Here is a 23123-nt window from a genome sequence, read left to right as displayed (position 1 = left end):
TGCGGTAGCACGGGTATGGAAGTCAAATCTCGCCACCACCTTCGCAGCGACGACGTCTCGGCACTCGAGTCCGATCTCTCTGAGAAGTTGGGCGTTTCACCTGATGGTGACACGTACGAGCGCGTCGAGTTCGAGGATGCGGACCGTGAGGTCATTCTCATCGACGGCGAGCCACAGGTTGCGTTCTTCGACGAGGTACCGTTTTTGACGGTTCGCGGTGCGAACGCCTACGAGCCCGAACGGCGGTTGGTGACGGTCGACGCTGGTGCGATTTCGTTCGTCAGCGACGGGGCGGACGTGATGCGGCCGGGGATCACGGAGGCGACGGCAGACATTTCGCCGGACGACCTGGTCGTCATCGCGGAGGAGTCCCACGGCAAGGTGCTGGCGATCGGCCGTGCCCGTGTCGAGGGCTCGGAGATGGCTGGCAACGAGGGGAAGGTCGTCGATTCGTTGCACCACGTCGGCGACGAGTTGTACGGATTTACGGCGTAACGTAGCTCACACACTTTCAGTCGGGCTTGTTGAGATTCCCGAACGGGGGTCGATTTTTGGAACCGTGCTACATACAGCACACGACTGTGGCACTCGATCCGAGTTCATCGACGAAGCGTGTCGACCGCGTCGTACAGATGGAGGGACGATCGGTCAACCAGTAACTCACAGAGTAGTATCCAGATCAATACAGTGGTTGCACAACTCGATCATCTAAGACGGTGAGTTGCTGATCGAACCGGAGTCGTCTGATTTTATGTGGACTTCAAGGATCCCGTTATTGAACCACGCGTTCTGCATTTCGGGCGAGGTCCACGGAAGGTCAACTCGTCCAACAACAGTTTCAGTCTTCTTGATGACGAGCTCGTTTGTTTTCGGGTTGATACCAACCGTGATGTCGTCTAAACGGGCACCAAACAGATCAGCAATGATGATGAACTCGTCGTCGGTGAAGCGGGTGTCGATTAAGCAGTCTTCAGATTTAGATTCGTGTGTCCGTTTCTTCCGCCTCACGGCCTCTGCACGACGATTCTGCTTCGTTTGCTTTCTATCAGCAGACGGATGTGGTTGAGACGGTGTTCTGGAGGGCGCTGTCCCGCTTGTACTCGAGTCCCCTTCAACTGCATTCCGCAATCCATTGGCTACTGATCGCAGCCCCGCCTGTAGAGAGGCTTCAAGAGCGGCTCCAAGCGAGTTCCCCTCTCGTGGACTATCGGATTTCGATGAGTTGCTGTTTTCGCGATCATTTTTATCTTCATTGTCCATGAATGTCCACCACTTGCTGTGCGATTATATGGTGTGCGGCGGGATAAACTACTGGACCCTCCACTTGTTGTGAGTCATCAGTACCGTCATCTATAGTAGCCACTGCAAGTCGATACACACCTGATCGCACGACTGCTGTGCGATCAGTGTGTAACTAGTTGCAGTTGTTACTATATCTCCCTGCAGGCGAACTGCCGCCACACTCTACGGACAGGATTGTGTTCGTCGTCGGATGCCAGTTCGGTGACCGGGAGCGGGTCGCTAAACGAAAACCGAGTGGACCGTGGACGATTTTCAGAATTGTCTGCCTCTCAAAACCTGGTGTCTCCGTCCATCTACAGGCGGTTCACCACTCAACGCTCTGTGGCTTCGTCGAGCGAATCCTGTTCGTACGCCTCCGCGTATCGCTCGAGTGTTGCTTCGTATCCATCCACCGCGAGCTTGTAGGTCTCCTGCAGGTCCGCAATCGGCGTCTCAGTCGCGTCCACGCGCAGATCGTTGTACGGCTTCGTCACGTCGTGTGACTCCGTCGACTCGACGACCACAGCCGCGCTCTGGACCGTCAGCCCCTCGCGCTTGTCGCCGCCCTGTTCATGACCCGCTGCCAGCGCGTCGATGAGTCGCTTTGCGAGCGGCTCCGGACCGTCGCCCTCGCGCGGACTCCCGTCCGTCTCGTCCGTCGTCTCGTGCACCGCTACGTCCGCGTACGTTGCGGCTGTCTCCTCGAGTACCGCTTCGCCGGTGAGCAGGTTCCCAGCAACGGTGAAGTGCTCTCCCTCCTGGTGACCGAACCACTCGCCACACTCCGCGCCCGAGAAGGCGAACGTCTCTTGGGCGTCGACGCCGTGGAGTTGGCGCTGGGGTGCCCCCTCGTCTGCGTTGAGAAGGGACTCGAGTGCGTCGCCAACGCCGAGGCCGTCATCGATGTATTCGATGCCGGTGCGGCCGAGGTCGACGTTGACGAGGCTCTGGGTGGCGACGGCACCGGTTTCGCTGACGAAGGGACAGAGCGTGCCGACGCCGGGGAGGCGGGTTGTGACGGCGACGCCGAAGCGCTCGTGTTCCTCGCCATCGGGGGTCGTGTAGGATTCGTGGACGCAGATGCTGAACGTCATTGGCTGGGGTGACGGACTGAGAGTCAAAAAGCGTGGAGGTAGCGGCTAATGCGGAGGTTGCTGGTGTGAGTAGTTGGGCGTGCGTTGCTGGACGTTGACGGTCCAGTGTGGTAGCACTACTGAGGGAGACAACCAGCTGATATCATTGGCTGACTGACTGTCCGTCTGACGTAAGAACTATACTGGCGGCCCCGGTGGGTAACGGCAATGGGACTGATGAGTAAGATTCTCGGTGGCAACCAGTCGCGGACCGCCGAGGACTACGTCGAACTGAATCTCGACGACGTTTCGGCGAGTTCGGCCGACGCGGCGGCGATGCAGGTACACATCGCGGAAGTTGGCAGTCAGGCGGACGCGATCGATATCAAGGACGCCGTCTACGACGGCGACATCGTCATTGCGGATATCACTCGGCTCCGAACCGAAGACAGCACCGTCGAGCACATCGTCGACGAACTTCGGCAGGTCGCCCAGGAGGTTGACGGCGATATTGTCCGTAAGGGCGAAGATCAGATGATCATCACACCGACTGGTGTACACATCAGTCGCGAGAAACTCGGCCAGCAGTTGTAGCGTTCGCCGTCGGTATCGCTCGCTCCTTCGTGTCTGTTTCAGTGTCGGTTCAGCGTTCGTTGTCGGTTCAGCGTTCTTTGGAGTCTGCGCTCACGCGACCATAGAGCGATCATAGAGCGACGAGTTGCTCTCCCATCTCTCGACACACTCGCGGTCGCTTGCTCTGACGCCGGAACTGACTTACAATAGTCCGTCTCACTGGTAGCATGGACGTTATTCACACGGCACTCTGGGTATCGGATCTCGAGCAAACGCGAACCTTCTACGTCGACGCGCTCGGCCTGACGGAAAATTGGTCGTTCGAGACGGACGATGGTGTCGAAAACGTCTACATCGGGGGTGAGAACGCGGAGTTCCAGTTCAAACACGATCTTGCTGGCGGCCCCGAAATCGATCCTGGCACGATGGCACACGTCGCCGTCGGGGTCGAGAGTACCGATGATGTCTTTGATCGGTTGGTCGAGCAGGTGGACCCACCCGTAGAGATGGAGCCGACGACGATGGACGACATCGGCTGTCGAGTTGCCTTTGTCGAAGATCCGGACGGGTACGTCGTTGAACTCGTCGAACAGCTATAGTTCTACGCGAAACTGTTTGCGACTGTCCGCATTGGTCTCGTGTGACCGGGCCATACTGTCTTTCGGCGACTCCTACCGACGGGTTCGGATCACCAGCCGTCTCCTCACGCTAGTGCTTTGTGAGCAGACACCACTGTCGGAAATCTGCAGTCAGGCAGTGGCTCCCGTCTATTGACAGATCACGGCGAGAAAACGACAATACTTTTCCATCGGCGACTGAAATTCCACGGTATGGCAGACGACCTTAAAAAAGGGCTTGAGGGTGTCCTGGTCGCAGAGTCCGACCTCAGCTCGATCGACGGTGACGCGGGACGGTTAATCTACCGTGGCTACGCGATCGAGGACCTCGCCCGTGGCGCAAGCTACGAAGAAGTCCTCTATCTCCTCTGGAACGGCTACCTCCCCTCCGAGGACGAACTCGCGTCGTTCACCGAAGCGCTCACCGAGGAACGCACCGTCAGCGACGACGTGCTCGCGACGATGGAGCGTCTCGCCGACGCCGGCGAGCAGCCCATGGCTGCCCTCCGAACCGCTATCTCGATGTTCTCGGCAACTGAACCCGAGACCGACGCCGACCCCGATGATCTCGACGCGACACTTCGAAAGGGCCGGCGAATTACCGCCAAGATCCCGACCGCACTCGCCGCCTTCGAACGCTACCGACTCGGCGAGGAGCCGGTCGATCCCGACCCGGATCTGGGACTCGCCGCGAACTTCCTCTACATGCTCACCGGCGAGCAACCCGACGACGTCGCCGCCGAAACCTTCGATCAGGCGCTCATCCTCCACGCCGACCACGGCCTGAACGCCTCTACGTTCACCTCGATGGTCATCGGCTCCACGATGGCCGACATCTACAGCGCCGTCACCGGCGGCATCAGCGCGCTCTCCGGCCCGCTCCACGGCGGCGCCAACCAGGACGTCATGGAAGTCCTGATCGAAATCGACGAGAGCGACCTCGACCACCGCGAATGGGTCGAACAGGCCACCGACGAAGGCCGGCGCATCCCCGGCTTCGGCCACCGCGTCTACAACGTCAAAGACCCCCGTGCGAAGATCCTCGAAGAACGGAGCAAGGAACTCGCCGAAAACGGCGACGACAAGTGGTACAACTACACCACGACCATCGAACAGTACCTCTCTGAAGAGAAGGGCCTCGTCGAGAAGGGCATCGCCCCGAACGTCGACTTCTACTCCGGCTCGGTCTACTACCAGCTCGGCATTCCGATCGACATGTACACCCCAATCTTCGCCATGAGCCGTGCCGGCGGCTGGATCGCACACGTACTCGAGTACCAGGACGATAATCGCCTGATTCGACCGCGCGCCCGGTATACGGGTCCGGAGGACCAGGAGTTCGTGCCGATTTCGGAGCGGTAACGGCACGCCGTGGAGCGGTTTGGTTTCTTGCTCTTGCCGTGTTTGGCTTGTTTGGCTTGTTTGGCTTGTTTGGTTTGTTTGGTTTGTTTTGATTGTGGTTGCCATCACCGTGATCGCTCGTCGCGAAGTCATCTCGAGCGCGTCGCAACCGAAAAGTAGCCGCCTCGAGATGGTTCGATCGTCCCGTGTGCACTCACGCCTCCGCTTTCGTTTTCGTTTACGGAACGCTGACCGACCGCGAACAGGCCAGTGCCGTCCTCGGTACCGAGTGGCCAGACACTGAAATCGTCGGCGACGCCGTTCTCGAGGGCTGTCGTCAGGTCGACGGCCAGTATCCGACGCTCGCGCCGGGCGGGTCGGTAACGGGTGGTTCGACGACGGGGGACGCAGCGATGGTGGACGAGACGACGGACCGCGAGACAACGGACGGCAGGACGACAGACGGCGAAACGATCGGAACACTCCTTGCCGTCACCGACTCGGGGCTCGACCGACTCGATCGGTACGAAGGCGTCGGGCGTGGACTCTACGTTCGTGTCCGCGTTCCGTGGCTCACGAGTATGGAGGTGGATGCGGATGTGGATCTGGATGTGGGCCAGGACACGGATGTGGACCAGGACACGGATGTGGACCAGGACACGGATGCGGACCTGGACACGGATGCGGATATTGACCTGGGAGCAGGCGCGAACGCGGACAGCCGTCCGGTGGACGAGGACGGTCAGCCCCCGGTCTGGACCTACGTCGGCAACCCCGATCGACTCGGCATCGAGTCGGCACTCGAGTGGCCCCGAGCAGCAACGTTCGAAGACAGTGTTCGCGACTACATCGAGGCACACAATGTCGTGGTTCGGCTGGCGAATGACACTCGTCCGCCGGACGTCTGACGGCGGTTCGAACCCGGCGCCTGCTTGCGATTACACTTTCACTCTGGAGGGGTGGGTTTTATGGTGTCTGCGTGCCCGTCTACACTCGCACGTCACACGCCGTGCATTCCCTGTATCCCTGTCGTGTTGCCGCTGGCAGCACGTTCCTGTTCCTGTCGGGGTAGTGGGGGTGGGGTGTCCGCCCGCTCGATCGTCCCCGACAGTCTTACAATATATGACGAACAGGCACGTATATGATCGAACTCGCTGACGTTCTCGAAGCCCAGGACCGGGTACGTGCAACATCCAGACATACCCCGCTCGAATATTCACACACCTATTCGTCGATGACCGACGCCGACGTCCACCTCAAACTCGAGACGTTCCAGCGGACGGGCTCGTTCAAGATTCGCGGCGCGACGAACCGTGTCGCGACGCTCTCGGAAGCGGAAAAAGACGCAGGAGTCGTCACCGCAAGCGCGGGGAACCACGCCCAGGGTGTCGCGCTCGCCGCCACGCGCTCGGGCGTCGACTCGACCATCGTCATGCCCGAATACGCACCCATCTCGAAGGTCAAGGCGACCCGCAACTACGGCGCGGAGGTCGTCCTCGACGGGACAGACTACAACGAGGCCGCCCAGCGCGCACACGAACTCGAGGAGACGGAAGATCGCACGTACGTCCACGCCTTCGACGACGAGTACGTGATGGCCGGCCAGGGGACGATCGGTCTCGAAATCATCGAGGACTGCCCCGATGTCGACACGGTCGTCGTCCCCATCGGCGGCGGCGGCCTCATCAGCGGCGTTGCCGCAGCGATCAAGGAGAAGCGACCCGAGACGCGCGTGATCGGCGTCCAGGCCGAGGGCGCGTCGAGCGCGGCGACCTCACTCGAGAAGGGCGAGCGAATTTCGCTCGACGGCGTCGACACCATTGCTGATGGAATCGCGACGCGAAGCGTCGGCGAGAAGCCGTTCGCCCACATTCAGGAGTACGTCGACGAGGTTGTCACGGTCTCGGACTCCGAAATCGCGGTCGCGATCGTCTACCTGCTCGAGCGTTCGAAGACGCTGGTCGAGGGGGCTGGCGCGGTGCCACTCGCCGCGCTCTTGTTCGAACACTTCGACTACGAGGAGGGCGAGACGATCGTCCCGATTCTCTCCGGGGGTAACGTGGATCTCAACACGCTCACCAACATCATCGTCCGCGGTCTCGTCGAGACCGGCCGCTATCTGAAGATCAGAACCGTGCTCAAGGATCGACCAGGGGCACTCGAGCAACTGCTCGAGATTTTCACCGAGTATCAGGTCAACATCTACGCGATTCACCACGATCGCACCTCACGCGAGGTCGAGATGAGCGATACGGAAGTCGAGATCGAACTCGAGATGCGCGGCCCTGACCACGTCGATGCGTTTCTGGAGTCCCTCCGTGAGGAGGGGTACGTGGTCGATATTCTGGCCTGATACGGATTGCTGTAACAATTTCCCGGCGCAACCGCGACCCATGGGCGGTTGCGCAGGAACTGACGTACAGGAATCCGTATGCGTGGCTCACGACGCACACCCGCACGCTGATTCTCGACAATCCATCGCGTTTCGCCTGCATTTAAGATCAATCGGGAAGCAGTAGCGGGTATGAAGCGAATCATCGACACCGACGAGGCACCAGCAGCAGTCGGCGCGTACAGCCAGGCGACAACCAACGACGACCTGCTGTTTACCGCCGGCCAGATTCCCCTGACGCCTGACGGCGACCTCCTCGATGACGAACCGATCGATGTCCAGGCCGAACAGGCCCTCGACAACCTCGTCGCCGTCCTCGACGAAGCCGGCGCAACCCCCGCGGACATCCTCAAGGTCACCGTCTTCCTCGACAACATCGAGGACTTCGACGCGATGAACGACACCTACGCCAGCTACTTCGACGACGAGCCACCAGCCCGCAGCGCCATCGAGGTCGCCGCACTCCCGAAGGGTGTTGGCATCGAAATCGAAGCGATCGCATCACTCGAGTAATCGCCGTTTTGCACTCTCCTGAGTGGACGATGGAGTGTGAACGACGGAGTTGAACGACGGAGTTGAACGACGGAGTTGAACGACAAATGAACCCACGAACGAAATCTGCCCTGCTATGGGGCGCGGTCGGCTTCATGGCGTTTCTGGTCCTCGTCCAGGGCTACGCGCTGGTCGTCGAGCCGCTGGTCTCGATCGTCCAGGGATTCGTCGTCGCAGTCCTCGTCGGTGTGGGGACCGCTGTGAGCGCGTACGTACTCGAGTACCGGGTGGCGGCCTGGTCGGCGAAGCGAGCGTCGGAGCGGACGCAGGACTGACTTTGCGCGTGGGTAGAGGGTACTGAGACGTGCACGATCAGGGACATGGCCGCAGACACCCGGCACTGACGACGGCTGACACTGACGACGACTAAAAGTAAGAGTTAAACGAGGGACGTGGTTACGATAAGGTGAGCCAGGATGGCCGAACGGTAAGGCGCACGCCTGGAAAGCGTGTTCCCTTTGGGATTCTGGGTTCAAATCCCAGTCCTGGCGTTTCTCGGAGTTCAACACCGATGAGCGATGCGTGGCGCGACGCACCACGACGGTCACGCGGTGAAATCGCGAGACGCGTAGCGACGCGAATTAACCGAACTCCGGAAACGTCACATGCGGAATTTGAAACCGAGAGCGATGTGGAGCGCACCGTGGTCTACTGTCGCTCTGTCGAGTGTGTCGAGTCAGTGACGCTCACGGGGTCGTATCGGCAGAATACAGCGAGTTCAGGCGATCCTACTCTCGCAGGCCCCTCTCGAGTAGCGTCGACACCTGCGGCTCGAGCGGACGGATGTGGTCCCACCGGATGCGCTCACCGCGCTCACCGCTCGAGTTCGATCGGTGAATCCGTCGCAATCCAGCAGTTCGCCTTCTCGCGGTCTCGGATCTCGAGTTTTCCGTCCTGACACACGATCATTTCGTAGCGGTCTGACCCAGTTGTCGTCATCGTTGGCCCGGATCACACTCTGGAAAGAACCGCTATCGTAACGATGGGCCTACGACCATTCATCAAGGCAGTACGCAGCGCGTACCGGCAAGTAGCCACCCGCTACGTCGCGGACCGTTCGTTTCGCACGGCACAACGATGGGCACTGAGCAACTCTGCTGCAATCTTGGGCCCAGGTACTCTCACTCCCGATCCTCAACCTGTCTGGCACCGAGCGAACAACGCTTTATCCGCGCCGGTAAGAGAAACAGTATGTGCGGTCGCTACACACTCATGCTCGCACAGGACGAGCTCGAAGACCGGTTCGGTGCGCGGTTTGCATCGGATGGCGAGCAGTTCTCCCCGCGATACAACATGGCTCCCGGCCAGCACCTCCCGGTGATCACCGACGAGACGCCGACGACGATCCGGGAACTCGAGTGGGGGCTGGTGCCGACGTGGGCCGACGATGCGAGCGGTGGGATCATCAACGCGCGTGCGGAGACGGTCGACGAGAAGCCGAGTTTTCGGGACGCATATCGGCAGGCGACGGTTGGGGATGCAGAGGGTGTAGAGAGTGCAGAGATGGAGCAGGACACACATGACCGCAAGACGCCCGCGGCCGGGCGCTGTCTCGTCCCCGCCGACGGCTTCTACGAGTGGGTCGAGACGGACGACGGAAAGTAGCCCTACAGAGTTGCCTTTGAGGACGACCGGCCGTTCGCATTGGCGGGGCTCTGGGTTCGCCGCGAGCGGCCCCAGGACGAGACGACCCAGGCCGGCCTCGACGCGTTCGGCGGCGGGGTCACCGAAAGTGACACTGGTACTGGTGGTGCTGACCGGGGGCCACTCGAGACGTTCACGATCATCACGACGGAGCCGAACGACCTCGTTGCGGACCTCCACCACCGAATGGCGGTTATTCTCGACCCCGCCGACGAGCAACGGTGGCTCTCGGGCGAGGACCCAGCGGACCTGTTCACACCGTATCCCGCCGCGGAGATGCGTACGTATCCGGTCTCGAGTGCGGTCAATGATCCAGGCGTTGACTCCAATTCGTTGGTCGAGCCGGTGTCACGCTAACCGAGAAGGTATACTTAAAGATGGTGGGATGTCGCGTCCTGTGAGGGCATCTAACGAATGCGACGGGAGACGACCGTTCTGAGTGGATCGGCGTGCTCTACGGTGGTTTTCCTGCGTTTCTGGAGGGTGTTTGTTCCTGACACAGACTTCTCTGAATCGGTGCTTTTATATAGAATCACAATCAATGATTCGGCTGACTATGAGCCAGCGAATGCAGCAGGGACAGCCGATGATCGTGATGAGCGAGGACTCCCAGCGCGTCAAGGACAAGGACGCGCAGGACTACAACATCAGCGCCGCCCGTGCGGTCGCTGAGTCCGTCAAGTCCACGCTCGGCCCGAAAGGGATGGACAAAATGCTCGTCGACTCGATGGGATCGGTAACGATCACCAACGACGGCGTCACCATCCTCCAGGAGATGGACATCGACAACCCGACGGCCGAAATGATCATCGAGGTCGCCGAGACCCAGGAGGACGAGGCTGGCGACGGCACCACGACCGCCGTCTCCATCGCCGGTGAACTCCTCAAGAACGCCGAGGATCTCCTCGAGCAGGACATCCACCCGACGGCGATCATCAAGGGCTTCCACATGGCGAGCGAGCAGGCTCGCGAAGAGATCAACGACATCGCCGTTGACGTCGACACCGAGGACGAAGACCTCCTGCGCTCGGTCGCCGAAACCTCGATGACTGGCAAGGGTACCGAGGTCAACAAGGAGCACCTCGCCGAGCTCATCGTCGAGGCCGTCCGCCAGGTCACCGTCGAGGACGACGAGGGCAACAACGTTGTCGACCTCGAGTTCCTCAACATCGAGACCCAGACCGGCCGCGGCGTTTCCGAATCCGACCTCCTCGAGGGCGGCATCATCGACAAGGACCCGGTCCACGACAACATGCCGACCTCGGCCGAGGACGCCGACATTCTGCTGCTGAACGAGCCGATCGAAGTCGAAGAGACCGACATCGACACCGAGGTCTCCGTCACGGACCCAGATCAGCTCCAGCAGTTCCTCGACCGCGAGGAAGAGCAGCTTAAGGAGAAGGTTCAGCAGATCGCTGACCTCGACGCTGACGTCGTCTTCTGCCAGAAGGGCATCGACGACCTCGCACAGCACTACCTTGCCAAGGAAGGCATCCTCGCCGTCCGCCGCGCCAAGAAGTCCGACCTCGAGTTCCTCTCGGAGGTCGTCAACGCGGCCATCGTCTCCGACCTCGACAGCGTGAGCGACGAGGAACTCGGCCACGGCGACATCATCCGCGACGAGGAGGACGAACTGTTCTACGTCGAGGGTGAGGACGCCCACGGCGTCACCCTCCTGCTCCGTGGCTCCACCGACCACGTCGTCGACGAACTCGAGCGCGGTGTCAACGACGCACTCGACGTCGTCGCGCAGACCGTCTCCGACGGCCGCGCCCTCGCTGGCGGCGGTGCGATCGAGGTCGAACTCGCCTCGCGCCTGCGTGATTACGCCGACTCCGTCTCCGGTCGCGAGCAGCTGGCCGTCGAGGCCTTCGCCGACTCGCTCGAGCTCGTCCCACGCGTGCTCGCCGAGAACGCTGGACTCGACTCCATCGACACGCTCGTCGACCTCCGCGCCGCACACGACGACGGCGACGTCGAGGCCGGCCTGAACGTCTTCACGGGCAACGTTGAGGACACCTACGACGCCGGTGTCGTCGAGCCAGCCCACGCCAAGGAGCAGGCCGTGACCTCTGCCGCAGAGGCCGCGAACCTCGTGCTCAAGATCGACGACATCATCTCCGCCGGTGACCTCTCCACCGACAAGGGCGACGACGAAGGCGGTGCCCCAGGTGCCGGCGGCATGGGCGGTATGGGCGGCGGCATGGGCGGCATGATGTAACTCGACTCAGGTTACACACCCCATCCAACCGCGCTCCCGTACAGCGTACACGCACTCTCGTAGGCCTGTACACCCGTACACCCGTACACTGCACACGTACAACCCGTACAGCCCCACTCGAACCGTCCGCTCACCATTGGACTCGAGTACAGATCGGACTCGAGTACCGCCGTTCATTTTTCGCACACCAGGTGACGCCTGTTTCGCCAGCAGTGCTCTCGCGATCGGTATCGATACCGCGAGTCGTTTCCGGTCCCAGCAGGCTGGTGAATTATGCGTCTCGATCACGTCCGTTCCGTATGGCATATCAAACGACAATCGGCTGGTCGCTGTTCTCTTCAGGCGTCGTCACGCTCGTTCTGAAAGTGCTCCCCGGCGACTCGCTCTGGTGGGGACTGTTACTGCTCGCACTGGGGATACTCGTCCTGTATATCCGTTGAGCGAGCGATCCACGCCGATGTGACCTGGAGACCGGCGGCTCCGACTTTATGCGCCTCGCCGTGGTAGCTCGGTACGCACCTCACCAGACCATGGACAGGCGAACGTTCCCGGTGCTTACGGACGCAGACGAGCCACTCATCACACGGCTCGCGGCAGGCCTCGGCGAGAATACCGGCCGCGTCCTCGCGTACCTGCTGTGTCGAAGTCGGGAGGCTGACCTCGATCGCACAGCGACGCTGACTGCGATCCATATCGGAACGGGACTGAGCAAGAACGCCGCCCGGACGAGTCTCGACCGTCTCGAGAAGCGCGGATTCGTCGAACGCACGACCGTCCAGACCTCATCGCCGGGGCGGCCGCCGAACGCGTGGCACGCGGTGGATTCACTCGCGACGACTGCCCGGGACGTCGCCGATGAGCACGCTGATCGTCTGCTCCGGCAGGCAGCGCGGTTCGACGACGACGGCACCGGCACCGGGACCGGGACCGGGACCGGAACGCCGATCGGTTCAGACCAGGAACACCGGACCGAAACCCCACAACGGGTGCGCGTCGCACTCAACTGGCACCCGAACGGTTTCCACGGGGCGTTGTTCGGTCCGGTTGCGGCTGCTGCTGACGAGTCAGGTACAGGTACACTCAACTGTACGACTGGGTCCGAATCCGAACCCGAACCTGAACCTGAGCCTGAACCCGGGCTCGAGCCCGAGACTGAGTCCGAACTCGGACTTGGGTTCCACGCCTGTGCCGGCTCGAGTGCAGCCGTCCAAACGGTCGTCGACGACGAGGAAACGGACCTCGCCGTCGCGGGCGCGGCGACCGTGCTCTGCGAGCGCGCCGCTGGCCGCGATGTCGTGCCAGTTGCAGTCCTCCTCCCGCGCTCACCCGTCGTCCTTCACACGACGCGGGCCGTGTTCGGCGAGCCGTTCGAGCGCCTCGACCAGCTTCGTGGCCGTCGACTCGGCATGCCGCCAGCGTCGGAGACCGGCCTTCTCGGCCAGCTGCTGCTTTCCCAGGCCGGAATCCGGGACACGGTCGACGTCGTCGAACTGGCCGGCGAGGAACGAACCGCACTCGAGTCCGGTGACGTCGACGCGATCACGGGCGTGGCGGCGGATGCGTCACGACTCGAGCGCAACGGCGCGACCGTCGACGTGATTTCGATCGCGGAACAGTATCCAGTGTACGGTCCGGCACTGGTCGCCAGCCGCGAGGGGCTCACTGATCCAGAGACGCGGGCACGGATCCGGGCATTTCTTGCGGCGGTGACGGCAACCTGGGGATGGGTGCAGCACTGCCCCTCGTCGGTTGCGACGGCGATTGCCGACCGGACGATGAGGGTAGGGGGCGCCGATGAGGCGCAGTCTCGTGATCGGATCGACCGAACACTTCGACTCGCGACTGATCAGTTCGCCCGGAGCGACGGCGTCCGAAAACACGGCTGGGGGTGGCACACACCTGACGACTGGCAGCGACTCCGCGCGGCGCTCGTTCAGGGCGGTGTACTCGAGAGCCGACGTGCCTGACGCTGCTGTACGCTTGGCTCACCGGACCGACAGTCCCGACCCCCCGGCGTCGGTCGCCTCGCTGAACTCGAGTTCGATCTCGAGTTCGCGTTCGCGCTGTTTCGTGAACTCGATTTCCACCTCGATCGGTTCGCGGTATTCGAAGGGAATCTCCCACTCGGAGCCGGCGACGGTGACGTTCGTGTCGGCTTCGATCTGGTCTGCGAGGTCCCGGAGGAAGGCAGCGGTCTCCTGGCGGGAGAGGTAGACCTCGCGTTCGAAGAAGCCGTCCGTGATCGTTCGTTGCGTGCGCTCGCGGTCGTCCGGTACGTTGACCCGGTCACTCATGCCCTCGAACTACGACGAGGATGGCCATAAACCTGGACCTAATTTTGAACCGACAACCACGAAATCTGGTCTGTCAGGTGTTCGTACCAACACAACGTTTCTGTGGGCGGCCGTCGACGACTGTCCTATGTCACTCATCGAGGCGTTGGGAAACGGGACCAGACTCGAGATTCTGCGCGAACTGTCCCGCGAGCCGAAGTACGTCTCGGAACTGACGGAAGCGGTCGGGATGGACGGCAAGACGGCGGTTCACCACCTCTCGACGCTCGAGGAAGCCGGTCTGGTCGACTGGTACATGCGTGGGAATCGCAAATACTATCGGCTGACGGCAGCCGTCGAGTTGCGCCTCGCGCCGCCGCCCGAGCGGACGTTCGTGTTGCAGGCGGACCAAACCGAGCCGGAAGTTTCGGAGACTGACTAAGTCCACTTTCGACCCAGTTCTCGACAGCCCGTCTCACCATGTCAACATCCACGTCCACGTCTACGTTTGTGTCTACGTCCACGTCCGAACCTCCTACTGCGGAAACGCCGGCACCGAATGACTCGCCGTAATCGACACCGACACCGGCGTTCCGACCTCGTACCACGTCTCGTGTGAGCAGCGACACTCGAGTACCGGCGCGCCATCGGCGATATCCTCGCCACGTTGGTCGACTGACTGTGCGGTTGCCAGTCCGGGTGTAGAATCGAGTACCACCCGGTAGCGGACTGTCGAACCGGTGAACTGGCGGTGGACGATTCGGCCGTCGGCGGTGTCAGATGCGCTGTTGGTAATGGAGATGTCGTCGGGGCGGAGGAGGAGGTCGAGGTTGAGGTTGTGGGTGGTGCTGCTGTTGTCCTCGTTGTTGCTGGTGGCGTCGGCGTCGGCGTCTGCACCGGCGTCGGTGTCACTACTGTTGCCACTGTCGTTGCGCTCCTGTGCCTGCTCTTGGTCCGTAGACCCACCCCGTTTAGCGCTGGACTGCACTGCTACACGATCTCCGTCGAGCGTTCCGATCGGCGTTTCGACGACCCCGGTGGCGTTCTGTCGTCCGGGGAGGTAGCTCGCCTGTCCCAGAAAGTCGGCGACCGCCCGCGATTCGGGGCGCATGAACAGCGCTCTCGGGGAATCGGCCTGGGCAATCTCCCCGTCGATCATTACGGCGGTCCGATCGCCAACCGAGAGCGCCTCGGTCTGGTCGTGGGTCACCCAGACCGCCGTCACGTCGACCCGGTCGAGTATTTCCGAAACGGTTTCGCGCATCTGAACGCGAAGGCCGGCGTCGAGGTTCGACAGCGGTTCGTCGAGCAACAACACGTCCGGTTCAGGGGCGAGCGACCGCGCCAGCGCGATGCGCTGTTTCTGGCCGCCGGAGAGTTCATCCGGGAACCGGTCGCCGTAGTCACTGAGCCCGACTAACTCGAGTAGGTCGTCGACAATTTCGTCGGCAGGCCGTCCATTCTCGCCGGCCCCATCACGGTCACCGAGGCCGAAGGCGACGTTCTCCGCGACCGTCTTGTGAGGGAAGAGCGCGAAATCCTGGAAGACGATGCCGACGTCGCGCTCTTCGGATGGGACGAACGTCTCGTCAGCGGCGTCTGCCACAGAGTCGTTGCGGATCCGGATGGTGCCGCTATCGGGTCGCACGAGTCCCGCAATCAGGCGCAGCGTCGTCGTCTTCCCACAGCCGGAAGGGCCGAGCAACGTGAGCAGTTCGCCCTCCTGGACTGAAAGCGAGAGGTCCGACACGGCGGGTCGCGCGCCGTAGGATTTCGTGACGCACTCGAGTTCGAGTACGGGCGACGCATCGCTGTCCGATAGCGAACGGTTGGATTCCTCGTTGTCCGATCGAGAGCGGTTGGGTGTGTCGTCTTGAACGGGGTTCCCGCCGTCAGTCGCGCTCCGCGTCCGTGTGGGTGGACCACCGGATTGGTTGAACGGGTCTGTGTCGTCGCGGTCGGTCGTCTCGTCGTTCTGATTTGGCGAGTTCATACGTTTGGTCCCGATACGGCGACGCACACGCCGCCAGAGTTCGGTGCCATTGCCAGGCAACACGCCGACGATTGCCAGCGCTGAGACGCAGACGAGGACGAGCGCGGGAACCGCCGCATAGCCGTAGTAGGCGTTGCGCTCGGCCATCCAGATGAACGTCGCGAGCGAGTCGAACCCGGCGGGGCGGAGGAGGAGCGTTGCGGGTAGCTCTTTCATCCCGTGGAGAAAGACCAGCGCGCCGCCGGCGACGAGTCCAGGGACGACCAGCGGGAGCGTCACCCGGCGGAACGCTGTGCGCGGTGGACAGCCGAGCGACCGGGCGGCCTCGACGAACCGCGGGTTGACGTAGAGAAACGCCGTCCTGGCCGCACCGACCGCAAGCGGCAGGTAGAGCACGACGTACGCGAAAACGAGCAACGGAATCGTCTGGTACAGCGTCGGTGCGTAGGCCGATCCGAAGTAGACAAGGCTCAGTCCGATGACGACGCCGGGCACGGCGAAGCCGACGTACGTCGCGCGCTCGAGTACCGTCGACGCGAGCGACCGGTATCTGGCAGAGAGGTACGCAACCGGCAGCGCGAGCACGACCGCCGCGAGCGCGGCCAGCAGCGAGACCGACACCGAGTTCAGCGCGTACTCGAGTCGGAAGCCGAACGCGCCGACGTAGGTCTCGGGACCGCGGACGAGCCACCAGAGCAGCACCGACACCGGCAGGATGACGGCGAGGCCGACGATGGCGGCGCAGACGGCCAGCGCCGGCCACTTCCAGGCACCGAGGTGGAACGTGTACGAGCGCGAGCCGCCGCGACTCCCACCGTGGATCGTTCGGTGTTCGCGCACGGCGTACTCGAGGACGAGGATGACGAGCGTGATTGCGACGAGGTGCAAGGAGAGCATCGCGGCGTAGTCGTGAGAGAGCGCGTTGTGTTCGACGTAGATCTGGCGCGTGAAGACGTTGAGTCGCAACATGGCGGGGACGCCGAAGTCGCCGGCCGTCTCGAGGGCGGCGAGCAGCGCGCCGGCGGCGATGGCGGGTTTCGTCATCGGGAGGACGACCTCCCGAAAGACGCCGAACAGGTTGTCTTCGAGGGTGCGAGCGGCGTCGATGTACGTCTTGTCGAACGCGCGCAGCGCCGCGACGGTGGTGATGAAGACGAACGGGTAGTTGTACAGCGTGAGGATGGCGACGGTGCCGGGCATGCCGTAGAGTTCGGGCAGCGAGGCAATGCCGAGCGGTTCGACGAGCGACTGGGCCAGCCCGTGTGGCCCCCAGATGGAGATGAAGGCATACGCGCTGGTGTAGCTCGGGATGACGAGCGGGAGCGCGAGTGCGGCCAGCCAGAACCGCCTGCAGGGGAGGTCCGTCAGCACCGTCAGTATCGCGAGTGGCACCCCGATGAGCACCGAGAAGGTGGTGACGAGCGCGATCAGGACGAGCGTGTTCGTGAGGACTTCGAGCGTCATCGGGCGGAAGACGATCGACAGCGCCCGTTCGAGATCGACGGTGAGCGCCATCACGCCGATCCAGGCGACCGGAACAACGATCACGGCGGCGACGGCGGCGGCCAGCAGGGTGAGTCCCCACGGGCGCGAGCGCTGCTCGTCCCCCGATTCGGCGTCCGTAGCGGCCTCGTCCTCGGAGGCTACTGCGTGCGCTCGCTCGGCACTCGCCGGCGCTGTCACGCCGTCGTCCGTCCGGAATGGATCTGGTCCCATGTCGTCACTCGGAACGTCGATGTTGTTTCCCGCGTCCTCAGAGAACGTCCTCCTCGCGCAGGAGTTCGAGCGTCGGGTCGGGATCGTCGAGCTCGTTCAGGTCGAACTCGGGTGGCTCGAACTCGTCTGTGCCAGGGAGTTCCTCGAGTGGGGCGACGCCGTCGATGACGGGGTACTCCCAGGTGGTCGTCGCGAAGTACTCCTGGGCTTCCGCCGAGAGCATGTGCTGGACGAAGTTCGCGGCGGTCTCGGTGTCGTCGCTGTCGGCCATCACCGCACCGCCGGTGACGTTGTACATCGCCCCCGCGTCGTCGCTGGTGAACGCCAGGCCGACGGAGTCGCCGCCGTGGTCGCGGACGACGTAGTGGTTCGTCAGCCCGACGCTGACCTCCCCGTCGCCGACGGCCTGTGCCAGCGCGCTGTCGCCGCCCGGAGACGCCTCGACACCCTGGTCGTCGGTCATCGATTGGACCCACGAGCGGGTCTCCTCCTCGCCGTGGAGCAGCCGCATCGAGGTGAGAAACGCCTGGAACGAGCCCTGATCCGGCGGCCACATGATCTCGTCCTGGAATCGTTCGTCCTCCGCATAGGCGAAGATGTCGTCCGGTAGCTCGTCCGCATCGTACGCGTCTCTGTTGTACGCCATCGCCCGAAATCGGCGGGTGAAACCCGTCCAGTGGCCGTCCGGATCGATTGAGCCCGTGTCGACCAAATCGATGACTTCGTCAGGCAACTCGACGGTGTAACCCTCGTCCTTGAGGTGGGTCATCGACTGTGTCTCGCTGCCGTAGAAGACGTCCGCCGGCGTTTCGGCCTCCGTCTCGATCGTACTGATCAGGTCCGCGGTATCGTCGTATCTGACCTCGATGGTCAGTTCGTCGTACTGTGCCTCGACGTACTCGATCAGTTCGCCGATCCGCGGCTGGCTGCGCCCAGAGTAGATCGTCAAATCTCCGTTCAGATCCGGCATCTCTTCTATCGAGACACCACCCGGATCGGGTCGCCCCTCCCGATACTCGGGATCCCCGAGCACGTCCGATTCGTCGTCTCCGAGTCCGAGACAGCCGCTCACGACTCCCGCCGAGACGACCCCCGCTGCTGCGAGAAATCGTCGCCGATCGTAGCTGCGACTGCGTCGACCGCCGTGATCATGGCCAGGTACTCGAGTCCCGTCCGATCCGTGCATGACGGACAATATCACGGCAGCCGGCTGCATAAAGCCCGAGAGTCGGGTATAGTCGTCCGTTGGAAAAGTATACACGCGTCGTGGCGGTGTCGTACCGGGTGCCCTCCGTCGGCGTATTCGTTCGATGTGGATTTGCGATTCGAAACAATAGCGGGTGTCAGTGACTACCGAGACCGACGAGACGCCGTTCGATGTCTATCGTGAGGACGTCGACCGGCCGATTTCGAGACTCTTTCTGTCGTACGCACCGGGCCGATTGGGCTGGTTCTCCGCGGGTATGGTTGCGAACTTCGTCGCGCGGATGGCGAGTCTCGTTCCGCCACTCCTGCTCGGCGTCGCCATCGACGCGATCTTCACCGACGCGGACGGCGCGTTCGAACTGCCGCTCGTCTCCGACGCCTGGCTACCGGCCGAGCCGATGGCCCAGTTCTGGTTCACGATCGTCGCCATCGCCGTCTCGTTCGTCGTCGTCGCCGTCTTCACCTGGATCTACGGCGTCACCGCCAACCTGTTCGCCCACAGCGTGATGCACACCGTCAGGGTCGAGTGCTTCGAAAAGATGCAGCGGCTGGATATGGCCTTCTTCGACGACAAGCAGACTGGCGAGGTCATGGCCGTCCTCAACAACGACACGCAGAACCTCGAACTCTTCCTCGACAACGCGCTGATGAACTCAGCGCGCCTCATCGTGATGGTCGCCGGCATCGCCGGCGTCCTGTTCTACCTGAACTGGCAACTCGCATTTGTCACCCTGTTCGCGGTGCCCGCGATGGTGCTCTTTACCCTCTGGTTCATGCGCGTCGTCGAACCCCGGTACGTCCGCCAGCGTTCTGCCGTCGGTCGGCTCAACACCCGCCTCGAGAACGCCATCGCGAGGATGGGGCTCACCAAGACCTCCTCGATGCAGACGGTCGGTACGCGGCCCTCTGGAAGGCACAGGCAGGTCACCTCGAGTCGGTGCCAGTCACAGAGGAACTCGAGTAGTCGTGTCGTTTGTACCGATTCGAGTGGGGTCGGAGTGAGTGGGATCGAGTCGGATCGGGTCGGAGTGAATGTACTCGAGTGGAGTCCAAAGCGAGCAAAGACTGTGCGGTCCCGGGTTCTCTCGATGGCAACAACAGAAACTGGTGTACACCGAGTGCCCTTGCCTTGTCAGCGGCTATCGCTCGCAGCGTCCGCTTCGCACCGCGCTGCCCTCGTGCGATCGGGTGCGTACTGACGGTGGCGTTCAGTGGCTGCTATATGACGCTCAGTGGCTACTACCGCCGACCAGTAGTGGGTCAATCTACGTTGTCGGGCTGTCTCGCTACTCGATCAGGCGTCCTCGTCGATATCGAGTTCGAACTGTTCGTTCTCGGAGACGGCGTTGAGCACGACGCTGGTGTTCGAGGCCTTGATGTCGGGGTCGGTTAGCAGCTCTTTGATCTGGTCGTTCATGCCGTCGGTGTCTTTGAACTTGCCGATGGCGATCACGTCGTAATCACCGGTGACCTCGTAGACACTGATCATCTGGCGGTGTTCACGCAGTGTATCCGTGATGCCGGGGAGAGCGTTCCCCTCGACCTGAAGCTGAATGACGGCGGTCACATCGTAGCCGACGGCGTCGTAGTCGACTCTGGGTGTGTACCCCTCGATGACACCTTCGTCTTCGAGATCCGAGAGGTGATTCGAGACCGTCGTGACCGATACGTCGAGTTCTTCTGCGAGGCTGCGCAGGCTCGCACGCCCATCCCCGAGGAGGGCATTCACTAGTTTTGCATCGAGATTTTCGTACGTCATCACGTTCACCCACTCATCGAGGCCTTTAGAAATTTACGAATATTCAATTCCACTCCGGTGAGCGAAGAATTGCTCAGAACAGTAGGGTTTTAATCGGGGAGTTACTTGGCTACCACGACAAGAAAGATGACAAGCGGAAACATCACGGCTGTCGAACAAGATGTCCTCGACGAGATCGAGGAACACGATATCGATTTCCTTCGTCTCCAGTTTACTGATATTCTCGGAACTGTCAAGAACGTCTCGATACCGGCACGACAGGCCGAAAAGGCCTTCGCTGAGGGTATCTACTTCGACGGTTCTTCTATCGAGGGCTTCGTTCGGATTCAGGAGTCGGATATGCGACTCACTCCTGATCCGGATACGTTCGCCATCCTGCCGTGGCGTGACCGCGAGGATGGTGCATCCGCTCGTCTCATCTGTGACGTCGTGAACACCTCGACTGGCGAACCGTTCGAGGGTGATCCACGCTACGTACTGAAACGTGCACTCGAGCGCGCCGAGGAGATGGGATACACGGTCAACGCCGCGCCGGAACCGGAATTCTTCCTCTTCGAGGAGGACGAAGAGGGCCGCGCGACGACGGAAACCAACGACGCCGGCGGCTACTTCGACCTCGCACCGAAGGACCTCGCGAGCGACGTTCGCCGTGACATCATCTACGGCCTCGAGGACATGGGCTTCGAGATCGAGGCCAGCCACCACGAGGTCGCCGAAGGCCAACACGAGATCAACTTCACGTACGACGATGCGCTCTCGACGGCCGACAACGTCGCTACCTTCCGTACCGTCGTTCGGGCAATCGCTGCCGAACACGGCTACCACGCGACATTTATGCCCAAGCCGATCGCAAAAGTCGCCGGCTCGGGTATGCACACGCACCTCTCACTCTTTACCGAGGACGGCGAAAACGCCTTCCACGACAGCGACGACGAGTTCGACCTGTCGGATGAGGCACGAGCCTTCACCGCCGGCATCCTCGAGCACGCACCCGCAATCACGGCCGTCGCAAACCCGACAGTTAACAGCTACAAGCGCCTCGTACCGGGCTACGAAGCACCCGTCTACATCGCCTGGTCCGACCGCAATCGCTCGTCGCTCATCCGCAAGCCGGCCGCCCGCGTGCCCGCTGCCTCGCGCGTCGAACTGCGCTCGCCCGACCCGTCCTGTAACCCGTACCTCGCGATCGCCGTCATGATCCACGCCGGACTGAACGGCATCGAGAACGACCTCGACTGTCCCGACCCAGTGCGTGACAACATCTACGAGTTCGACGAACAGAAGCGCAAGGAGTACGGTATCGAGACGCTGCCGTCGAACCTCGGCGACGCTATCGACGCCTTAGAGGAAGACGACGTCGTCTACGAGGCGCTTGGCGAACACGTCGGAGATAAGTTCGTCAAGGCAAAGCGCCAGGAGTTCGAGGAGTACCTGATCGACGTTTCCCAGTGGGAACTCGACCGCTACCTCGAGACGTTCTAGGTCACCACCACTCTGTCCGTTGTTTCTCAATGCTGTATGTGGACCGGTTTGGACGAGCCGTGGGCTACTGCTCGACAGCACCAACCTGTGACCGCCGCGACGACTGTTCCGTTACGAACCGCGGCAACCCGACCACCGTCACGCCACCCGCAATTCCGACGGCGAACCAGACCAGCAGGGACTCGAGTACCACCAACACGAGCGCGACGAGTGCCAGCGCCCCAACTCCCGCCGCGGCGCGAAGAAGCACGCCTGCGGTGACGGGCCACGGCGTCCGCGGCGGCGGGGCGTACTGCCAGACGATGGCTGCACCGACCGAGCCGCCGAGCAGTGCCGCGCCGTCGAGTCGGTTGCCGGTCACGAGCGCGAGCAACGCGATTGTGCCGGCGAGGACGAACAGCGCGCTCGCCGCGCGGTGTGCGTCGCGAGCGCCGACCCAGGACCGCACGGTGAGCGCGACTGCGAGATAGCCGAGCGCGACGGCGACGCCGACGATGACATCGATCGGGAAGTGGACGCCGAGCACGACCCGCGAAAGCGAGACGAGCGTGATCATCACCGCCGCGACGAGAGCGCGCTGGCGGCGCGTCCCGACAGGGGACTCGAGTGCGAGCATGGTCCAGATGACGGTGCCGGCGATGGCGTGACCGCTGGGGAAACTGGTGGTGGCGACCTCGACGGCGGGGGCGTAGAACTGCTCGAGGCCGATCTGAAGATCCGCGGGAGCGAGCGGTGGGGCGACATCCGGCCGTGGTGTCGCGAAGAGCCCCTTGAGCCCGACCATGACGGCGTAGCCGCCCATCACGATGGCGAGCCAGGGGGCGAATCGCTCGCGGTCGCCGAACCAGTAGGCGAGCACGACGACTGGGGCGACGAACCAGACGCTCCCCAGGTGTGAGAGGAGCGCAAAGAGGAGGGCGGCCCATTCGGGAAAGAGGTCACTGACGGCTTCGACGGTGGTGGAGTCGAACCACATCGACTCTCGCTACACCCAACACGT

Annotated in this window: 21 protein-coding genes, 1 tRNA gene and 2 pseudogenes; 16 read left to right on the top strand and 8 right to left on the bottom strand. The window is 62.3% G+C overall.

Annotation, left to right across the window (positions count from 1 at the left end; genetic code table 11):
• Nucleotides 1-15: 15 nt before the first annotated feature.
• Nucleotides 16-495, top strand: a complete 480-nt coding sequence (locus NMAG_RS07095) for an RNA-binding protein (RefSeq protein WP_004217290.1) — start codon at nt 16-18, stop codon at nt 493-495.
• A gap of 213 nt (nt 496-708) precedes the next feature.
• Here the strand turns inward: NMAG_RS07095 and gvpH are convergent, their stop codons facing one another.
• Together gvpH and NMAG_RS07085 are read right to left on the bottom strand one after the other, a co-directional pair.
• Nucleotides 709-1260, bottom strand: coding sequence for a gas vesicle protein GvpH (gene gvpH, locus NMAG_RS20865; RefSeq protein WP_012996529.1), 552 nt, complete (start codon nt 1258-1260; stop codon nt 709-711).
• 353 nt (nt 1261-1613) lie between these two features.
• A complete protein-coding gene (locus NMAG_RS07085; RefSeq protein ID WP_012996528.1) occupies nt 1614-2375 on the bottom strand; it encodes a DUF1028 domain-containing protein in 762 nt (253 codons plus the stop codon).
• A gap of 207 nt (nt 2376-2582) precedes the next feature.
• Between NMAG_RS07085 and NMAG_RS07080 the strand changes: the two genes are divergently transcribed.
• The 8 genes from NMAG_RS07080 (at nt 2583) to NMAG_RS07045 (ending at nt 8320) form a co-directional block, all read left to right on the top strand.
• Nucleotides 2583-2948: a cell division protein SepF gene (locus tag NMAG_RS07080; protein ID WP_004217285.1), complete on the top strand. Its 366-nt coding sequence runs from the start codon at nt 2583-2585 to the stop codon at nt 2946-2948.
• Between the two features lie 206 nt (nt 2949-3154).
• Nucleotides 3155-3526 (top strand): VOC family protein, encoded by a 372-nt coding sequence (locus tag NMAG_RS07075; RefSeq protein ID WP_004217284.1) that lies wholly within the window; start codon nt 3155-3157, stop codon nt 3524-3526.
• Between the two features lie 231 nt (nt 3527-3757).
• Nucleotides 3758-4906 carry a citrate synthase gene (citZ, locus tag NMAG_RS07070; protein WP_004217283.1) on the top strand — a complete coding sequence of 383 codons (1149 nt, stop codon included), beginning with the start codon at nt 3758-3760 and terminating at the stop codon, nt 4904-4906.
• A gap of 185 nt (nt 4907-5091) precedes the next feature.
• Complete coding sequence (locus NMAG_RS07065; protein ID WP_004217282.1) at nt 5092-5793, top strand: gamma-glutamylcyclotransferase family protein; 702 nt, start codon at nt 5092-5094, stop codon at nt 5791-5793.
• Nucleotides 5794-6026: 233 nt separating this feature from the next.
• Nucleotides 6027-7238 carry a threonine ammonia-lyase gene (gene ilvA, locus NMAG_RS07060; RefSeq protein WP_004217281.1) on the top strand — a complete coding sequence of 404 codons (1212 nt, stop codon included), beginning with the start codon at nt 6027-6029 and terminating at the stop codon, nt 7236-7238.
• A 171-nt stretch (nt 7239-7409) separates the two neighbouring features.
• Nucleotides 7410-7790, top strand: a complete 381-nt coding sequence (locus tag NMAG_RS07055) for a Rid family detoxifying hydrolase (RefSeq protein WP_004217280.1) — start codon at nt 7410-7412, stop codon at nt 7788-7790.
• Between the two features lie 86 nt (nt 7791-7876).
• A complete protein-coding gene (locus NMAG_RS07050; RefSeq protein ID WP_004217279.1) occupies nt 7877-8104 on the top strand; it encodes a hypothetical protein in 228 nt (75 codons plus the stop codon).
• A gap of 135 nt (nt 8105-8239) precedes the next feature.
• Nucleotides 8240-8320: transfer RNA gene (locus tag NMAG_RS07045), tRNA-Ser, on the top strand.
• A 322-nt stretch (nt 8321-8642) separates the two neighbouring features.
• On the opposite strand, the gene NMAG_RS22635 is transcribed toward NMAG_RS07045, so the two are convergent.
• Complete coding sequence (locus NMAG_RS22635) at nt 8643-8768, bottom strand: hypothetical protein (RefSeq protein ID WP_004217278.1); 126 nt, start codon at nt 8766-8768, stop codon at nt 8643-8645.
• A 252-nt stretch (nt 8769-9020) separates the two neighbouring features.
• Here NMAG_RS22635 and NMAG_RS07040 point away from each other — a divergent pair.
• The 4 genes and pseudogenes from NMAG_RS07040 (at nt 9021) to NMAG_RS07030 (ending at nt 13661) form a co-directional block, all read left to right on the top strand.
• Nucleotides 9021-9830: pseudogene (locus NMAG_RS07040) on the top strand (SOS response-associated peptidase).
• Nucleotides 9831-10041: 211 nt separating this feature from the next.
• Nucleotides 10042-11694, top strand: a complete 1653-nt coding sequence (thsB, locus tag NMAG_RS07035; protein WP_004217277.1) for a thermosome subunit beta — start codon at nt 10042-10044, stop codon at nt 11692-11694.
• 299 nt (nt 11695-11993) lie between these two features.
• Nucleotides 11994-12134: a hypothetical protein gene (locus tag NMAG_RS22020; RefSeq protein ID WP_004217276.1), complete on the top strand. Its 141-nt coding sequence runs from the start codon at nt 11994-11996 to the stop codon at nt 12132-12134.
• A 90-nt stretch (nt 12135-12224) separates the two neighbouring features.
• Nucleotides 12225-13661 carry an ABC transporter substrate-binding protein gene (locus NMAG_RS07030; RefSeq protein WP_004217275.1) on the top strand — a complete coding sequence of 479 codons (1437 nt, stop codon included), beginning with the start codon at nt 12225-12227 and terminating at the stop codon, nt 13659-13661.
• An 18-nt stretch (nt 13662-13679) separates the two neighbouring features.
• Here the strand turns inward: NMAG_RS07030 and NMAG_RS07025 are convergent, their stop codons facing one another.
• The gene (locus NMAG_RS07025) at nt 13680-13988 is read right to left on the bottom strand and encodes an amphi-Trp domain-containing protein (RefSeq protein ID WP_004217274.1); all 309 of its coding nucleotides are present in this window, start codon (nt 13986-13988) and stop codon (nt 13680-13682) included.
• A gap of 127 nt (nt 13989-14115) precedes the next feature.
• Here NMAG_RS07025 and NMAG_RS07020 point away from each other — a divergent pair, with 127 nt between their 5' ends.
• Nucleotides 14116-14409: an ArsR/SmtB family transcription factor gene (locus tag NMAG_RS07020; protein WP_004217273.1), complete on the top strand. Its 294-nt coding sequence runs from the start codon at nt 14116-14118 to the stop codon at nt 14407-14409.
• A 93-nt stretch (nt 14410-14502) separates the two neighbouring features.
• On the opposite strand, the gene NMAG_RS07015 is transcribed toward NMAG_RS07020, so the two are convergent.
• Nucleotides 14503-17676, bottom strand: a complete 3174-nt coding sequence (locus tag NMAG_RS07015; RefSeq protein WP_004217272.1) for an ATP-binding cassette domain-containing protein — start codon at nt 17674-17676, stop codon at nt 14503-14505.
• Nucleotides 17677-17713: 37 nt separating this feature from the next.
• Nucleotides 17714-18862 (bottom strand): extracellular solute-binding protein, encoded by a 1149-nt coding sequence (locus tag NMAG_RS07010; protein ID WP_004217271.1) that lies wholly within the window; start codon nt 18860-18862, stop codon nt 17714-17716.
• Nucleotides 18863-19022: 160 nt separating this feature from the next.
• Between NMAG_RS07010 and NMAG_RS07005 the strand changes: the two are divergent.
• Nucleotides 19023-19769 (top strand): annotated as a pseudogene (locus tag NMAG_RS07005) (ABC transporter transmembrane domain-containing protein); the annotation flags it as partial.
• A 407-nt stretch (nt 19770-20176) separates the two neighbouring features.
• Here NMAG_RS07005 and lrp read toward each other — a convergent pair.
• Entirely contained in the window at nt 20177-20641 is a 465-nt protein-coding gene (gene lrp / locus NMAG_RS07000; protein ID WP_004217267.1) for an HTH-type transcriptional regulator Lrp, read from the bottom strand.
• 126 nt (nt 20642-20767) lie between these two features.
• On the opposite strand from lrp, the gene glnA reads away from it, so the two are divergent.
• On the top strand, nt 20768-22123 hold the full coding sequence (gene glnA, locus NMAG_RS06995) for a type I glutamate--ammonia ligase (RefSeq protein WP_004217266.1): 1356 nt from the start codon (nt 20768-20770) through the stop codon (nt 22121-22123).
• A 64-nt stretch (nt 22124-22187) separates the two neighbouring features.
• On the opposite strand, the gene NMAG_RS06990 is transcribed toward glnA, so the two are convergent.
• Nucleotides 22188-23099, bottom strand: coding sequence for a phosphatase PAP2 family protein (locus tag NMAG_RS06990; RefSeq protein ID WP_004217265.1), 912 nt, complete (start codon nt 23097-23099; stop codon nt 22188-22190).
• Nucleotides 23100-23123 lie beyond the last annotated feature (24 nt).

The organism is Natrialba magadii ATCC 43099 (genome assembly GCF_000025625.1).
In the GTDB taxonomy this organism is placed as follows: domain Archaea; phylum Halobacteriota; class Halobacteria; order Halobacteriales; family Natrialbaceae; genus Natrialba; species Natrialba magadii.
The sequence above is the reverse complement of the archived record's forward strand: the minus strand, read 5'-3'. Positions and strand labels throughout refer to the sequence as shown.

Coding starts and splice junctions, on each gene's coding strand:
- NMAG_RS22020 (WP_004217276.1), top strand. CDS start 11,994: ATGGCATATCAAACGACAATCGGCTGGTCGCTGTTCTCTTCAGGCGTC.
- NMAG_RS06990 (WP_004217265.1), bottom strand. CDS start 23,099: ATGTGGTTCGACTCCACCACCGTCGAAGCCGTCAGTGACCTCTTTCCC.
- NMAG_RS22635 (WP_004217278.1), bottom strand. CDS start 8,768: ATGACGACAACTGGGTCAGACCGCTACGAAATGATCGTGTGTCAGGAC.
- NMAG_RS07015 (WP_004217272.1), bottom strand. CDS start 17,676: ATGGGACCAGATCCATTCCGGACGGACGACGGCGTGACAGCGCCGGCG.
- NMAG_RS07095 (WP_004217290.1), top strand. CDS start 16: ATGGAAGTCAAATCTCGCCACCACCTTCGCAGCGACGACGTCTCGGCA.
- NMAG_RS07085 (WP_012996528.1), bottom strand. CDS start 2,375: ATGACGTTCAGCATCTGCGTCCACGAATCCTACACGACCCCCGATGGC.
- NMAG_RS07055 (WP_004217280.1), top strand. CDS start 7,410: ATGAAGCGAATCATCGACACCGACGAGGCACCAGCAGCAGTCGGCGCG.
- NMAG_RS07075 (WP_004217284.1), top strand. CDS start 3,155: ATGGACGTTATTCACACGGCACTCTGGGTATCGGATCTCGAGCAAACG.
- NMAG_RS07050 (WP_004217279.1), top strand. CDS start 7,877: ATGAACCCACGAACGAAATCTGCCCTGCTATGGGGCGCGGTCGGCTTC.
- NMAG_RS07080 (WP_004217285.1), top strand. CDS start 2,583: ATGGGACTGATGAGTAAGATTCTCGGTGGCAACCAGTCGCGGACCGCC.
- NMAG_RS07025 (WP_004217274.1), bottom strand. CDS start 13,988: ATGAGTGACCGGGTCAACGTACCGGACGACCGCGAGCGCACGCAACGA.
- NMAG_RS07010 (WP_004217271.1), bottom strand. CDS start 18,862: ATGCACGGATCGGACGGGACTCGAGTACCTGGCCATGATCACGGCGGT.
- glnA (WP_004217266.1), top strand. CDS start 20,768: ATGACAAGCGGAAACATCACGGCTGTCGAACAAGATGTCCTCGACGAG.
- NMAG_RS07030 (WP_004217275.1), top strand. CDS start 12,225: ATGGACAGGCGAACGTTCCCGGTGCTTACGGACGCAGACGAGCCACTC.
- thsB (WP_004217277.1), top strand. CDS start 10,042: ATGCAGCAGGGACAGCCGATGATCGTGATGAGCGAGGACTCCCAGCGC.
- gvpH (WP_012996529.1), bottom strand. CDS start 1,260: ATGGACAATGAAGATAAAAATGATCGCGAAAACAGCAACTCATCGAAA.
- lrp (WP_004217267.1), bottom strand. CDS start 20,641: ATGACGTACGAAAATCTCGATGCAAAACTAGTGAATGCCCTCCTCGGG.
- ilvA (WP_004217281.1), top strand. CDS start 6,027: ATGATCGAACTCGCTGACGTTCTCGAAGCCCAGGACCGGGTACGTGCA.
- citZ (WP_004217283.1), top strand. CDS start 3,758: ATGGCAGACGACCTTAAAAAAGGGCTTGAGGGTGTCCTGGTCGCAGAG.
- NMAG_RS07020 (WP_004217273.1), top strand. CDS start 14,116: ATGTCACTCATCGAGGCGTTGGGAAACGGGACCAGACTCGAGATTCTG.